Here is a 15313-nt window from a genome sequence, read left to right as displayed (position 1 = left end):
GTCGCCGTCACCGTCACCGACTCACCGGTGACCGACGGATCGGGCGTGGAGCTCACCGTGGCTGTGGTCGCGGCCTGGTTCACCGTCTGCGTGTCGGCACCGGTGGAGGCGTTGAAGTCGCCCGTCCCGGTGTAGGCGGCGGTGATGGTGAACGGGCTGCCCCCTGTGGTGGCGTACGCGTGCGCCACCGTGGCCACGCCGCCCGACAGGGTGCCGGTGACTGTCGGCGATCCGTCTCCGAAGTCGAAGACCACCGTCCCCGTAGGCGTACCCGCGCCCGGAGCCACCGGCGCCACCGTCGCCGTCACCGTCACCGACTCACCGGTCACTGACGGATCGGGCGTGGAGCTCACCGTGGTCGTGGTGTCCGCCGCGTCGATCGTGTGGGAGTCGGTGTCCGCGGAGCCTGCGAAGCTGGTGTCTCCGCCGTAGGTGGCGGTGATGGTGGTCGGGCTGCCGGTCGCCGTGGTGTAGGTGTGGGTTGCGGTGGCCGTGCCGCCCACGACGACTCCGGGGACCGGCATGGAGCCGTCACCGAAGTCGAAGGTGACGGTCCCGGTCGGCGTCCCAGCACCCGGAGCGGTCGCTGTCACCGTCGCTGTGGCCGTGACCTGCTCTCCGACCACGGACGGGTCGGGCGCCGACGTCACCGCGGTCGTCGTGGCCGACTGGTTCACGGTGTGGGTGTCGGTGCCGACCGACGGGCCGAAGTTGCTGTTGCCGGTGTAGATGGCGGTGATGGTGTGCGGGCCGACCGTCATGGCGACGGTGGTGACGGTGGCCGTGCCCCCGGTGACGGGAGCGCTGAGGACCGGTCCACCGCTGATGACGAAGAACACCGTCCCGCCGGGCGTACCCGCTCCGGGCGCGGTGGGTGTCACCGTGGCGGTGATCGTCACCAGTTCGCCGAAGACCGAGGGGTCGGGAGTCGACGTGACCGTGGTGGTCGTAGCGGCCACGTTCACCGTCTGCGTGTCGGTACCGGTGGAGGGGTTGAAGTCGCCGTCCCCGGCATAGGTGGCGGTGACGGTGTAGGGGCTGCCCACGGTGCTCGTGTAGGTGTGGGTGACCGTCGCCGTCCCGCCGGCCAGCGTCACGGTTTGGGCGGGTGATCCGTCCCCGAAGGTGACGACCACGGTTCCGGTCGGTGTTCCCGCACCGGGTGCCTGGGCGGCCACCGTCACGGTGGTGGTGACCGGTTGGCCGACCAGCGAGGGGTCGGGGCTGGTGGTGACCGTGGTGGTGGTTCCGGCCGCTTGGACGGTCTGGGTGTCGGTGCCGGTGGACGAGGAGAAGTTGCTGTCCCCGGCATAGGTGGCGGTGACGGTGAACGGGCTGCCGGTCGTTGTGGTGTACGTGTGGGTCACCGTCGCCGTGCCGCCCGTGGCCGACACGGTCTGGGTGGGGCTGCCGTCACCGAAGTCGAAGGTGACCGTGCCCGTCGGCGTCCCCGCACCCGGAGCCACCGGCGCCACCGTCGCGGTGAAGCTCACCGACTGACCCACCACCGACGGATCCGGCGAGGACACCACCGCCGTGCTCGTCGCCGCCGCGTTCACCGTCTGCGTGTCGCTACCGGTCGAACCGGAGAAGTCACCGTCACCCCCATAGGTCGCCGACACCGCGTACGGGCTGCCGGCCGTTGTGGTGTAGGCGTGCGTCACCGTCGCCGTGCCGCCCGTGGCCGACACGGTCTGGGTGGGGCTGCCGTCACCGAAGTCGAAGACCACCGTCCCCGTGGGCGTCCCCGCACCCGGAGCCACCGGCGCCACCGTCGCGGTGAAGCTCACCGACTGACCCACCACCGACGGATCCGGCGAGGACACCACCGCCGTGGTCGTGGCAGCAGCGTTCACCGTCTGCGTGTCCGTACCGGTGGACGAGGAGAAGTCACCGTCCCCGGCATAGGCGGCGGTGACGGTGAACGGGCTGCCGGTCGTTGTGGTGTACGTGTGGGTCACCGTCGCCGTGCCGCCCGTGGCCGACACGGTCTGGGTGGGGCTGCCGTCACCGAAGTCGAACGTGACCGTGCCCGTCGGGGTCCCCGCGCCCGGCGCCACCGGCGCCACCGTCGCGGTGAAGCTTACGGACTGACCCACCATCGACGGATCCGGCGAGGACACCACCGCCGTGGTCGTGGCAGCAGCGTTCACCGTCTGCGTGTCGGTACCGGTGGACGAGGAGAAGTCACCGTCACCCGCATAGGTCGCCGACACCGCGTACGGGCTGCCGCTGGTGGAGGTGTAGGTGTGGGTGGCTGTCGCGCTACCGCCCACCAGCGTGCCGGTGACAGTCGGCGATCCGTCTCCGAAGTCGAAGACCACAGTCCCCGTCGGCGTCCCCGCACCGGGCGCAACTGGCGCAACCGTCGCGGTGAAGCTCACGGACTGACCCACCACCGACGGATCCGGTGAGGACACCACCGCCGTGGTCGTCGCAGCAGCGTTCACCGTCTGCGTGTCGCTACCGGTCGAACCGGAGAAGTTGCTGTCACCCCCATAGGTCGCCGACACCGCGTACGGGCTGCCGGTCGTGGACGTGTAGGTGTGGGTGGCGGTCGCGGTACCGCCGGCGACCGGCACCGTGACCGTCGGCGACCCGTCACCGAAGTCGAAGGTGACCGTCCCCGTCGGCGTCCCCGCACCCGGCGCCACCGGCGCCACCGTCGCGGTGAAGCTCACCGACTGACCCACCACCGACGGATCCGGCGAGGACACCACCGCCGTGCTCGTCGCAGCAGCGTTCACCGTCTGCGTGTCCGTACCGGTGGACGAGGAGAAGTCACTGTCCCCGCCGTAGGACGCGGTGACGGTGAACGGGCTGCCGGTCGTTGTCGTGTAGGTGTGGGTGGCGGTCGCGGTACCGCCGGCGACCGGCACCGTGACCGTCGGCGACCCGTCGCCGAAGTCGAAGGTGACCGTGCCCGTCGGCGTCCCCGCACCCGGCGCCACCGGCGCCACGGTGGCGGTGAAGGTCACGGACTGACCCACCACCGACGGATCCGGCGAGGACACCACCGCCGTGGTCGTCCCGGCCGCGTTCACCGTCTGGGTGTCCGTGCCCGTGGACGAGGAGAAGTCACTGTCCCCGCCATAGGAAGCGGTGACAGTGAACGGACTGCCGGTCGTCGTGGTGTAGGCGTGCGTCACCGTCGCCGTGCCGCCCACCAGGGTGCCGGTGACCGTCGGCGAACCGTCACCGAAGTCGAACGTGACCGTCCCCGTCGGCGTCCCCGCACCCGGCGCCACCGGCGCCACCGTCGCCGTGAAACTCACGGACTGACCCACCACCGACGGATCCGGCGAAGACACCACCGCCGTGCTCGTCGCAGCAGCGTTCACCGTCTGAGTGTCGGTACCGGTTGAACCGGAGAAGTCACCGTCACCCCCATAGGTCGCCGACACCGCGTACGGGCTGCCGCTGGTGGACGTGTAGGTGTGGGTCACCGTCGCGGTTCCGCCCATGGCCGACACGGTCTGGGTGGGACTGCCGTCACCGAAGTCGAACGTGACCGTCCCCGTCGGCGTCCCCGCACCCGGCGCCACCGGCGCCACCGTCGCGGTGAAGCTCACCGACTGACCCACCACCGACGGATCCGGGGAAGAAACCACCGCCGTGGTCGTCGCCGCCGCGCTCACCGTCTGCGTGTCCGTACCCGTGGACGAGGAGAAGTCACTGTCCCCGCCATAGGAAGCGGTGACGGTGAACGGACTGCCGGTCGTCGTGGTGTAGACGTGCGTCACCGTCGCCGTGCCGCCCACCAGGGGCACCGTCGTGGACGGGCTGCCGTCGCCGAAGTTGATGGTGACGTTCCCCGTGGGCGTGCCTGCCCCGGGAGCCACCGGCGCCACCGTCGCCGTGAAACTCACCGACTGACCCACCACCGACGGATCCGGCGAAGAAACCACCGCCGTGCTCGTCGCAGCAGGGTTCACCGTCTGCGTGTCGCTACCGGCCGAACCGGAGAAGTTGCTGTCCCCGGCGTACGAGGCCGTAACGGTGAACGGGCTGCCGGTTGTTGTGGTGTAGGCGTGGGTCACCGTCGCCGTACCGCCCACCAGCGTGCCGGTGACCGTCGGGCTGCCGTCACCGAAGTCGAAGGTGACCGTCCCCGTCGGCGTCCCCGCGCCCGGCGCCACCGGCGCAACGGTCGCCGTGATCGTCACCGGCTGCCCCACCACCGACGGATCCGGCGAGGAAGCCACCGCCGTGCTCGTCCCGGCCGCGTTCACCGTCTGGGTGTCGCTGCCGGTCGAACCGGAGAAGTTGCTGTCACCCCCATAGGTCGCCGACACCGCGTACGGACTGCCGGTCGTGGACGTGTAGGTGTGGGTGGCCGTCGCGGTACCGCCGGCGACCGGCACCGTGACCGTCGGCGACCCGTCACCGAAGTCGAAGGTGACCGTCCCCGTCGGCGTCCCCGCACCTGGAGCCACCGGCGCCACCGTCGCGGTGAAGCTCACCGACTGACCCACCACCGACGGATCCGGCGAGGACACCACCGCCGTGGTCGTCGCCGCCGGTAGAACGGCCTGGGTGTCGGTGCCCGTGGAGGAGGAGAAGTTGCTGTCCCCGCCGTACGAGGCAGTAACGGTGAACGGGCTGCCGGTCGTTGTCGTGTAGGTGTGCGTGGCGGTCGCGGTACCGCCGGCGACCGGCACCGTGACCGTCGGCGACCCGTCACCGAAGTCGAAGGTGACCGTGCCCGTCGGCGTCCCCGCACCCGGCGCCACCGGCGCCACCGTCGCGGTGAAGCTCACCGACTGACCCACCACCGACGGATCCGGCGAGGACACCACCGTCGTGCTCGTCGCCGCAGCGAAAACGGTCTGGGTGTCCGTGCCCGTGGAGGAGGAGAAGTTGCTGTCCCCGCCATAGGAGGCGGTGATGGTGAACGGGCTGCCGGTCGTGGACGTGTAGGCGTGGGTCACCGTCGCCGTACCGCCCACCAGGGGCACCGTCGTGGACGGGCTGCCGTCGCCGAAGTTGATGGTGACGTTCCCCGTGGGCGCGCCTGCCCCGGGTGCGGACGGAGCGACCGTCGTGGTGATGGTCACCGGCTGGCCGACCGTCGACGGATCCGGCGAGGACACCACCGTGGTGGTCGTCGCCGACGGGTTGACGGTGTGCGTGTCGGTGTCCGAGGAGCCGATGAAGTTGCTGTTCCCGGCGTAGGTGGCGGTGATGGTGAACGGGCTGCCGGTCGTGGACGTGTAGGCGTGGGTCACCGTCGCCGTACCGCCCACCAGCGTGCCGGTGACCGTCGGCGACCCGTCACCGAAGTCGAACGTGACCGTACCCGCGGGCGTACCCGCACCCGGCGCCACCGTCGCCACCGTCGCCGTGATCGTCACCGGCTGCCCCACCACCGACGGATCGGGCGAGGAAACCACCGTCGTGGTCGTCGCCGCCGCGTTCACCGTCTGGGTGTCGGTGCCCGTGGACGGTGTGAAGCTCCCGGCGCCGCTGTAGGTGGCCGTCACCGCGAAGGGACTGCCCGTGGTGGAGGTGTAGGCGTGCGTGGTCGTGGCGGTGCCTCCGGACAGTGGCACGGTCACCGGTGGCGATCCGTCCCCGAAGGTGAACGTGACCGTGCCCGTCGGTGTCCCCGCACCCGGCGCCACCGGCGCCACGGTGGCGGTGAAGCTCACCGGCTGCCCCACCACCGACGGATCCGGCGAGGACACCACCGTCGTGGTCGTCGCCGCCGCGTTCACCGTCTGGGTGTCGGTGCCCGTGGAGGGCTTGAAGTTGGCGTCTCCGCTGTAGGTCGCGGTGACGGTGTACGGGCTGCCGGTGCGGCTGGTGTAGGTGTGGCTGACCGTCGCCGTACCTCCCACCAAGGGGGCCGTCACCGTCGGCGATCCGTCGCCGAAGGTGAAGGTCACCGTGCCTGTGGGCGTGCCGGAGCCGGGGGGCACCGGTGCCACGGTGGCGGTGAAGCTCACCGGCTGCCCCACCACCGACGGATCCGGCGAGGAAACCACCGTCGTCGTGGTGGCCGCCTTGTCCTGCACCGTGTGCGTGTCCGTCCCCGTGGACGGCAGGTACTTGGCATCCCCGCCGTAGACCGCGGTGATCGTGTGCGGGCCGACGCCCAAGGTGCTCGTGGTGACGGTCGCCGTGCCGCCCACCAGCGGCGCCGTCTGGGTCGGCCCGCCGCTGATGACGAAGGTGACAGTGCCCGTCGGCGTGCCCGTCCCCGGCGCGACCGGCGCCACCGTCGCCGTGATCGTCACCGTCTGCCCGAAGGTCGACGGGTCGGGTACGGAGGTCACCGTCGTCACGGTGGACGCCTTGAGGACCACCTCGACCGTGCTGCCCGTGGACGAGGTGAAGTTTGCGTCACCGCTGTAGGCGGCGGTGACCGGGAGGCTTCCGACGGGCAGGTTGTTGACCGTCGCTGTCGCGACACCGCCCACTACGGGCGCCGTCACGGTGGGTCCGCCGCTGACGGTGAAGGTGACCGTCCCGGTGGGAGTCCCCGGTCCGAGGGGAGTGACGGTCGCGGTCAGCGTCACCGGCTGGCCCACGACCGAGGGGTTCGGCGAGCCGCTGACTAAGGTTACGGTTCCAGGCATGGTTCAGCCCTCCGCAAGGGATTCTGGTTGGGCCGGGGCCGCCTCTCGCCCCCGACTGTCCGGGGGGGCGCTGCTGGTGGCGGATGTCGTGCACCACTGACCGTCGTCCGTCGCCGAGTGAGGCGGGCGGCCCCGGTGGGTAGCACCAGTACGCTCCCGGCCGGTTGCGCCACGCCAGAACCGCGACGCCCAAATCCCCCGAACAGCGGAGCGCGCAAGTCGCTTGAGCGGCGCGGGGACCGCCTACGCCACCGGCGCGCAACGTTCGGCGCGCGCCGGGCAGTCAGGCAAGAGGAGGGAACGCGCCGGTTCCGGAGCTGCCTCGGCCGGCTGCCGGAGGCCGCGCGCGCGTGCCGCTGCTCAGTCCGTCGCGTACTTCGCCCGCAGCTCCATTTTGCGTACCTTGCCGGACACCGTCATGGGGAAGGAGTCGAGGGTCTGCAGCCTGCTCGGGATCTTGTAGTGCGCCAGCTTCCCGTCGCAGAACGCCCGCAGTTCCTCCAGGGTGAGCGAGTCGGCGGTGCCGTCGAGGATGACGCAGGCCAGAACCTCCTCGCCGTAGTGCTCGTGCGGGACGCCCACGACCTGGACGTCCTGGATCTTCGGGTGGGTGTGGAGGAACTCCTCGATCTCGCGGGGGTAGATGTTCTCCCCGCCCCGGATGATCATGTCCTTGATGCGGCCCACGATCTCGACGTAGCCGTCCTCGCGCATCACCGCGAGGTCGCCGGTGTGCATCCAGCGGCCCGCGTCGATGGCCTCGGCGGTCTTCTCCGGCTCGTTCCAGTAGCCGAGCATCACGCTGTAGCCGCGGGTGCACAACTCGCCCGTCACACCGCGCGGTTGCGTGACGCCGGTCGCCGGGTCGACGACCTTCACCTCGAGGTGCGGCAGGACGCGGCCGACCGTGCCGGTGCGGTGTTCCAGGTCGTCGTCGCGCCGGGTCTGCGTGGAGACGGGTGAGGTCTCCGTCATGCCGTAGCAGATCGACACCCCGGCCATGTTCATCTCGTTGACCACCCGCTTCATCACCTCCACCGGGCAGGGCGAGCCCGCCATGATGCCGGTGCGCAGGGAGGAGAGGTCGTAGGAGGCGAAGTCGGGGAGGTTGAGCTCGGCGATGAACATGGTCGGGACGCCGTAGAGCGAGGTGCAGCGCTCCTGCTGGACGGCGTCCAGGGTGGCCTTCGGGTCGAAGGACGGGGCCGGGATCACGATGCAGGCGCCGTGGGACGTGGCGGCCAGATTGCCCATGACCATGCCGAAGCAGTGGTAGAAGGGCACGGGGACGCACACCCGGTCCTGCTCGCTGTAGGCGATCATCTCGCCCACGAAGTAACCGTTGTTGAGGATGTTGTGGTGGGAGAGGGTGGCTCCCTTGGGGAACCCGGTCGTCCCCGACGTGTACTGGATGTTGACCGGGTCGTCGCAGGACAGCTCCCCGAACACGGCGTCGGGGGTCGCCCGGCCGAGCATCGTCTCCCAGCTCGGGTCGCCGAAGTACACCACCTCACGCAACTCGGCGCACCTGCCGCGCACTTGCTCGATCATCCCCCGGTAGTCGCTCGTCTTGTGAGCGACGGAGGCGAACAGGAGGGAGATCCCGGCCTGGTTCAGGACGTACTCCACCTCGTGGGTGCGGTAGGCCGGGTTGATGTTGACCATGATCGCGCCGATGCGGGCCGTGGCGTACTGGACCAGCACCCACTCGGGGCAGTTGACCGCCCAGATGCCCACCCGGTCGCCCTTGGCGATCCCGGAGGCGAGCAGCGCCGACGCCAGTTCGTCGACGGCCGCGCCGAACTGCCGGAACGTCCAGCGCCGCCCGGACGGCACGTCGACCAGCGCCTCCCGGTCCGGCCAGGCCGCGACGGCCCGGTCCAGGTTGGCGCCGATCGTGTCGCCGAGCAGCGGTGTGGGGCCGGTCCCGTGGGTGTAGGAGTTCACCGGAAGTCCTCCTCGCGGTACTCGGCGTGCGACCCGGCCGCCGTGGCCTCGCGCAGCTCGATGCGGCGGATCTTGCCGGAGACGGTCTTGGGCAGGTCGCCGAACTCCAGACGGCGGATGCGCTTGTAGGGGGCCAGGACCTCCCTGGAGTGCTCGAACAGCACCTTCGCGGTGTCGGGCCCCGGCTCCCAGCCCTCCGCCAGCACGATGTACGCCTTCGGCACCGCGAGGCGCAGTTCGTCCGGGGCGGGCACGACCGCCGCCTCGGCCACCGCCTCGTGCTCCAGCAGCGCGCTCTCCAGCTCGAAGGGGCTGATCTTGTAGTCGGACGCCTTGAACACGTCGTCCGCGCGGCCCACGTAGGTGATGTAGCCGTCCTCGTCGCGCGCTCCGATGTCGCCCGTGCGGTAGTAGCCGCCGGCCATCGCCTCCGCCGTGCGGTCCGCGTCGCCGTGGTAGCCGGTCATCAGGCCGACGGGGCGGGCCGACAGGTCGAGCGCGATCTCGCCCTCGGCCGCGCCCGGCGCTCCGGAGACGGGGTCCAGCAGCTCGACGCGGTAGCCGGGGCTCGGCCGGCCCATCGAGCCGGTCTTGAGGGGCTGGCCGGGGCTGTTGGCGACCTGCACGGCCGTTTCGGTCTGGCCGAAGCCGTCCCGGACGGTGCTGCCCCAGGTGCGGCGGACCTGCTCGATGACCTCCGGGTTGAGCGGCTCTCCGGCGGCGACGACCTCCCGCGGCGGGGTGCGCAGCTGGGTCAGGTCGGCCTGGATGAGCATGCGCCAGACGGTGGGCGGGGCACAGAAGGTGGTGACCCCGGCGCGGTCCATCTCGGCCATCAGCCGGGTGGCGTCGAAGCGCGTGTAGTTGTGGAGGAAGACGGTCGCCTCGGCGTTCCAGGGGGCGAACAGGTTGGACCAGGCGTGCTTGGCCCAGCCCGGCGAGGAGATGTTCAGGTGGACGTCGCCGGGCTTCAGGCCGATCCAGTACATGGTCGACAGGTGCCCGATCGGGTACGACGTGTGGGTGTGCTCGACGAGCTTGGGCCGGGCGGTGGTGCCCGAGGTGAAGTACAGCATCAGCGGGTCGTCGGCGCGGGTCGGGCCGTCGGGTGTGAAATCGGCCGGGGCGCCGTGGGCGTCCTCCAGCGGCAGCCAGCCCTCGGGCACGGTTGCGGCGGCTCCCGCCGCGATGCGCGTGTAGTCGCCGGGGACCTCGGTGAACTTGCCGGTGTCCGCCGGGCGCACGATGACGTGCCGGACCCGGCCGCGGTCGACGCGGTCGCGCAGGTCGGCGGGGCCGAGCAGCGGGGTGGCCGGGATGACCACCGCGCGCAGCTTCATCGCCGCGAGCGCGGTGATCCACAGTTCGGCCTGGTTGCCGAGCATGACGAGGATCCGGTCCTCGGCGCGCACGCCCCGGGCGCGCAGCCAGTTCGCGAACCGGTGGGACAGCACGGACATCTCCTCGAAGGACAGCCGCGTCTCGTGGCCGTCCTCCTCGACGATGTGCAGGGCGGTACGGGCGTTGCCGTCGGCGATCTCGTCGAACCAGTCGAGCGCCCAGTTGAAGTACTCGGGGCGGGGCCAGCGGAAGCCCTCGTAGGCCCTCGTGTAGTCCTCGCGGTGTTCCAGCAGGAAGTCCCGCGCGTCGCGGAACAGCTCCGTCGCCGATGTCATCTGTCCTCCTGGGTGCCGGACCATTGCCGGGCGGCTCCCGACCATCGTGTAATCCGTGATGCAGGTCTCACTACCCCCGAACGGGGGGTGCGCCCGCACAGCAGCCGTAGTGAAGGGGCGATCAGGTGACATCGGACGCGTCCGACGCGGTCGACATACGGAACGCGCTGCTCCGCCTGCGGCGCGCCACCGGCCTTCCGGTGGCCTTCGGCGGCCTGATGGAGGCCGGGCAGCAGATGCGCATCAGCGAACTGAGCGGGACGGCGACGCACGCGCTGCGCTCGCTCGTGGTGACGTCCGGGAACGGGCTGGGCGGGAAGACGGTGGCGCTGTCGCGGCCCTGCGTGGTGACGGACTACTCGGCGTCGCGGCGGATCAGCCACGAGTACGACGCGCCGGTGGCCCTGGAGGGGCTGCGTTCGGTGCTGGCCGTGCCGGTGGTGGTGCGGCACCGGGTGCGCGGGGTGCTGTACGGGGCGCTGCGCACGGCCCGGCCGCTGGGCGGGCGCACGCTGGACGCGGCCGTGGAGGCGGCCCGGGACGTCGAGCGGGCCCTGGTCGTGCGGGACGAGGCCCGTACGCTCGCCGCCGAGGCCGGGGCGGCGGGTGCCGGGTGGGAGCAGGTGCGGGAGGCGCACGCGGCCCTGCGGGCGCTGGCCCCGAGGATCGCGGACGAGGGGGTGCGCGCCGAGCTGCTCGGCGCGTGTGCGCTGCTGACGGCCCCCGGGAGCACTTCGTCGGCCCGGGTGCGGCTCGCGCCGCGCGAGGTGGACGTGCTGGCCTGTGTCGCCGCCGGGGCGACGAACGCGGTGGCGGCGGAGCGGCTGGGCGTGTCACCCGAGACCGTCAAGGCGTACCTGCGCTCGGCCATGCGGAAGCTGCGGGCCAGCACGCGGGGCGAGGCCGTGGTCGCCGCGCGCCGGGCGGGATGGTTGCCGTAGGTTTGTGATGCTTTCCGCGACACGTGTCTGTTCGACATGCCGACGGGTTCCCGACCGGGCGTCATCGTGGTGTTCCGCCGCATTCGGCAGGCCCGTGAATTCGTCCGCCGAGGCCCGTTGTTGTTTCCCTCACCACACCGTCCGTCCGAAATTCAAAGAGCCGTTGCCTAATATTGGCCCGGACACGACACACGGAGGGGAGCGGTGACCGTGCCACGGGACTTCCAGGAGCCTCCCAGGAGCCGCCCCGACCTGGTCATCGGCCGGGAGGACGCGTTCACGTCGGCGGGTGAGCAGCTCGGCCGGGGCGGCAGTGTGCTGCTCCACGGCCCTGCCGGAATTGGAAAGTCGACGGCTCTGCGGGCGCTGGCCGCCGATTACGCCGGGGCGGCCCGGACCGTGTTGCGCTGCTCGGCCACCGAGTCCGAATCCCATCTGCCCTTCCTGGCGCTGGCCGACCTGTTGGGCCTCGTGCTGGACGAGGTGTCCGGCCGGCTGCCCGCCGCCCAGCGCACCGCCCTGGAGTCGGCACTCACCGGCCGCGGCGAGTCCACCCTCCAGAGCGACGGGCTCGCGCTGCGCCTCGCCGTGCTGTCGGCCCTGCGCGCCCTGGCCGCGAAGGGCCCGGTGCTGGTCGTGGCCGACGACCTCCAGTGGCTGGACGCGGCCAGTGCCGAGCTGCTCGGGTTCGCCGCCCGCCGGCTCGGCGACACGCCCGTACAGATGCTGTGCGCGGTGCGGACCGAGGGCCAGGAGTACGACCGCCATCTACGCGCGTCCCCGCCCGACACCCTCGCCGTCCGGCTGGGCCCGCTCACCCGTACCCAGGTCTCGGCACTGCTCGACCACCGCGGCTACACCCCCCTGTCCCGCTCCACGATCCGCGACATCCACCGCACCAGCGGCGGCAACCCGCTGTTCGCGCTGGAACTGGGCCGTGCCCTCGCCGAGAGCCCGACGCGGCCCCGGCCCGGCGAGCCGCTGCCCGTGCCGACCTCGCTGCGGGCCCTGGTGCTGAGCCGGCTGGAGATGCTGTCGGACGAGGCGCGCCGCACCCTCCTCGTCGCCAGCGCGGGCGCCCGCCCCACGCTGGCGTTGCTGCACGCGGCCGGCCGGGAGCACGCGGAGGCCGAGACGGCCCGGGCGGCGGAGCTGGGGCTGCTGGCGACCGACACGGAGGGGCCGGCCGTACGGTTCGCGCATCCGCTGATCTCGGCCGCGCTGTACGCGGAGGCCCCGGCGCAGGAGCGGCGGGCCGTGCACGCCGCGCTGTCCACGGCCGCCTCCGACCCGATCGAACGGGCCCGGCACCTGGCCCTGGCGACCACCGGCACCGACCCGGAGGTGGCGGCCCGGCTCGCCGAGGCCGGTGCGCTGGCCCGGGACCGCGGGGCGCCGTCCGTGGCCGCCTCGCTCGGGCTGCTCGCGGCCCGGCACACCCCCGCGGACAGCACGCCCGGACCGGACGAGCGGCGGCTGCAGGCGGCCGAGGACGCGATCACCGCCGGCGAGGCCGATCTGGCCCGGGACATCGCACGCGACGTACTGACGCGTGCCACCCTGCCCGCCGAGCGGGTCCGCGCCTGGATGGTGGTCATCGAGGCGGCCGGGCAGGCCCTCGGCGACGTCGACGCCGTGTTCCCGCAGGTCCTGGCCGACGCGGGCGACGACCCGGGGCTGCTCGCCCTGGTCCACTACCAGCTGGCCTGGCGCGGCCTGGTCGTCGAGGGCGACTTCGCCGAGGCCCGGCAGGAGGCCGCGCACGCGGCGGAGCTGGCCGCCCGGGGCGCGGACCGGCGCACCGAACTGATGGCGCTGTCCTTCCAGGCCTCCACCGAGACCCTGATGGGCCACCCCGACGCGCCCGCGACGGTCAAACGGGCCCTGAAGGAACCCCAGGACCCCTACGTGGCCTGCCACCACAACGGCGCCGGTTCGGCCCGGTTCCGCTGGCTGATCATGAGCGACCAGCTGCCCGAGGCGCGGACGACGATCACGGCGCTGCTGCGCGAGGTGCGGCGCCGCGGCATGGTCGAGAGCGAGGTGCACTTCCTGCGCTTCCTCGCCGAGACGGAACTGCGCACCGGGCACTGCGGCCGGGCCCTGGACCTGGCCCGCGAGAGCCTGCGGCTGGCCCGGGACTCCGGGATCGGCGAGGGCGCCTCGGCGATGCTCACCTCCCTCGCGGAGGCCTCCGCCGGGGACGTCGACCGGGCGCTGGCCCTCGCCCGTGAGGCGGCCGACCACGCCGAGGTCGACGGCGACCAGATGTACCTGTCCCGGGCCCTCGCGGCGCTGGGCTACGCCCAGTCGGTGGCCGGGGACCCGGCGGCCGCGGTCCGTTCGCTGCGCCGGGTGCGGGAGCTGGAGCACGGCCTCGGCATCAACGACCCGGCGCGCGGCCGCTGGCACGGCGACCTCGCCGAGGCCCTCGTCCGGATCGGCGAACCGGCCGAGGCGCAGGACGTCATCGACACGGCACGGTCGCACGCGCTGCGGCTGGGCCGGCAGAGCGTGCTGGCGGTGCTCGACCGGGCCGAGGCGCTGGTGCGGGCGGCACGCGGCGAACACGAGGCCGCGCTCGTCCGGTTGATGTCCGTGCAGGACCGGCTCGGCAGGCTCGGCTACGGCCTGGAGGAGGCCCGTGCCGCCTTCGCCCTGGCCCGGCTGCGCGACCGGACCGCGGCCTTCCCCCGCGCCGGGGGCGCTCCCCTGCCGGGTCCGGCGTCGTACGACGAGGCCGCACGGCTGTTCCGGCGCTGCCGGGCACTGCCCTGGCTGCGGCAGGTCGACGCGGCGGTCGCTGCCGGTTCGGCGGCGGTGGAGCCCGCCTCCGCGGCACCTCCCGTGGCGCTCGACGCGCTGGAAGGGCTCGCCTCGATGGAGCGTCAGGTCGCCTCGCTGGTGATGGAGGGCGCGACCAACCGGGAGATCGCGGCCCGCCTGTTCATCAGCGTCAAGACCGTCGAGGCGACCCTCACCCGGGTCTACCGGAAGCTGGGGATCCGCTCGCGGGTGGACATCGTCAGGCTGGCCGCGGGCCGCCGCAGCACCTGACCCCACCTGGGTTTCTGGGGTCCGACCGAGGGTTTTCCCTGCCCAACTCCCTTAGGGGCTTCCCTCATTGGGGGCCTTCCCTGCCGGGCTCTAGCTTTGGGGCGTGCCGCTCGCCGGGCACACGGAGATCCGAACAACGGCGTCAGGGTCCCCGTGCACCACCCCCCGCGCGACCCCCCACCGGCAACTCCCCAAGGAGACCCATGTTCGGGCTCAACGCCGCCAAGAAGGCCGCCGCCGTAGCCGCGGCGACCGCTGCAGCCGCCACGACCGCGCTGCTCGCCGCTCCTACGGCCGTCGCCGCGCCCCAGCCGATCGTCGGCGGTACGACGACGACCACGACCGCGTACCCGTTCGTCATGCAGATCACGGACGCCTCGCAGAACCAGTTCTGCGGCGGCACGCTGGTCTCCCCGACGAAGGTCGTCACCGCCGCGCACTGCATGGTCGGCGAGACGACCAGCGGCGTGCGCGTGGTCGGTGGCCGCACCTACCTCAACGGCACCAACGGCACGGTCAGCAAGGTCAGCAAGATCTGGATCCACCCGAGCTACACCGACGCCACCAACGGCGACGACGTGGCCGTGCTGACGCTGTCGACGTCGATGCCGTACACCACGGCGAAGTACGTCTCCTCCTCGCAGACCTCGGTGTACGCGGCCGGCACCACGGCCCGCATCCTCGGCTGGGGCACCACCTCCGCCGGCGGCAGCTCCTCCAACCAGCTGCGCACCGCGACCGTACCGACCGTGTCCGACTCCAGTTGCGCGAGCTCCTACGGCTCCGACTTCGTGCAGAGCGACATGGTGTGCGCCGGAAAGACCTCCGGCGGCGTGGACACCTGCCAGGGCGACAGCGGCGGTCCCCTGCTCATCGGGGGCGTCCTGGCAGGCATCACTTCCTGGGGCGAGGGTTGCGCCCAGGCCGGTTACCCGGGGGTCTACACCCGGCTGACCACCTTCTCGAACCTGGTCACCACGCAGATCAACTCGTGACCGGCCGATAGTTCCTGAGTACCCCTCAGGTGACATACCAGGGGGGGGGGGGGGGGGGCGCGCCCGCCCCCCCCCCCCCCCCCCCCCCCAAAAAGAAAAAACGAGAGGGAGTGAGT

At 72.0% G+C, this 15313-nt stretch carries 6 protein-coding genes; 3 read left to right on the top strand and 3 right to left on the bottom strand.

Annotation, left to right across the window (positions count from 1 at the left end; genetic code table 11):
• The 3 genes from ABZ016_RS42130 to ABZ016_RS42120 all read right to left on the bottom strand — a co-directional run.
• Positions 1–6581, bottom strand: a 6581-nt coding sequence (locus ABZ016_RS42130) for an Ig-like domain repeat protein (protein ID WP_356922090.1), incomplete at its 3' end; no start/stop codon positions are given.
• 360 nt (positions 6582–6941) lie between these two features.
• Complete coding sequence (locus tag ABZ016_RS42125) at positions 6942–8528, bottom strand: AMP-binding protein (protein ID WP_356922089.1); 1587 nt, start codon at positions 8526–8528, stop codon at positions 6942–6944.
• The gene (locus ABZ016_RS42120; RefSeq protein WP_356922088.1) at positions 8525–10204 is read right to left on the bottom strand and encodes an AMP-binding protein; all 1680 of its coding nucleotides are present in this window, start codon (positions 10202–10204) and stop codon (positions 8525–8527) included. Before ABZ016_RS42120 ends, ABZ016_RS42125 begins: the two co-directional genes overlap by 4 nt.
• 125 nt (positions 10205–10329) lie before the next feature.
• Between ABZ016_RS42120 and ABZ016_RS42115 the strand changes: the two genes are divergently transcribed.
• The 3 genes from ABZ016_RS42115 to ABZ016_RS42105 all read left to right on the top strand — a co-directional run bounded on the left by ABZ016_RS42115 (position 10330) and on the right by ABZ016_RS42105 (position 15197).
• Positions 10330–11145: a helix-turn-helix transcriptional regulator gene (locus tag ABZ016_RS42115; RefSeq protein WP_356922087.1), complete on the top strand. Its 816-nt coding sequence runs from the start codon at positions 10330–10332 to the stop codon at positions 11143–11145.
• 204 nt (positions 11146–11349) lie between these two features.
• Entirely contained in the window at positions 11350–14202 is a 2853-nt protein-coding gene (locus ABZ016_RS42110) for an AAA family ATPase (RefSeq protein ID WP_356922086.1), read from the top strand.
• A gap of 203 nt (positions 14203–14405) precedes the next feature.
• Complete coding sequence (locus tag ABZ016_RS42105) at positions 14406–15197, top strand: serine protease (protein ID WP_356922085.1); 792 nt, start codon at positions 14406–14408, stop codon at positions 15195–15197.
• The last annotated feature ends 116 nt before the right edge of the window (positions 15198–15313 follow it).

The sequence above is a fragment of the Streptomyces sp. NPDC006372 genome (genome assembly GCF_040612515.1).
Taxonomy (GTDB): domain Bacteria; phylum Actinomycetota; class Actinomycetes; order Streptomycetales; family Streptomycetaceae; genus Streptomyces.
The sequence above is the reverse complement of the archived record's forward strand: the minus strand, read 5'-3'. Positions and strand labels throughout refer to the sequence as shown.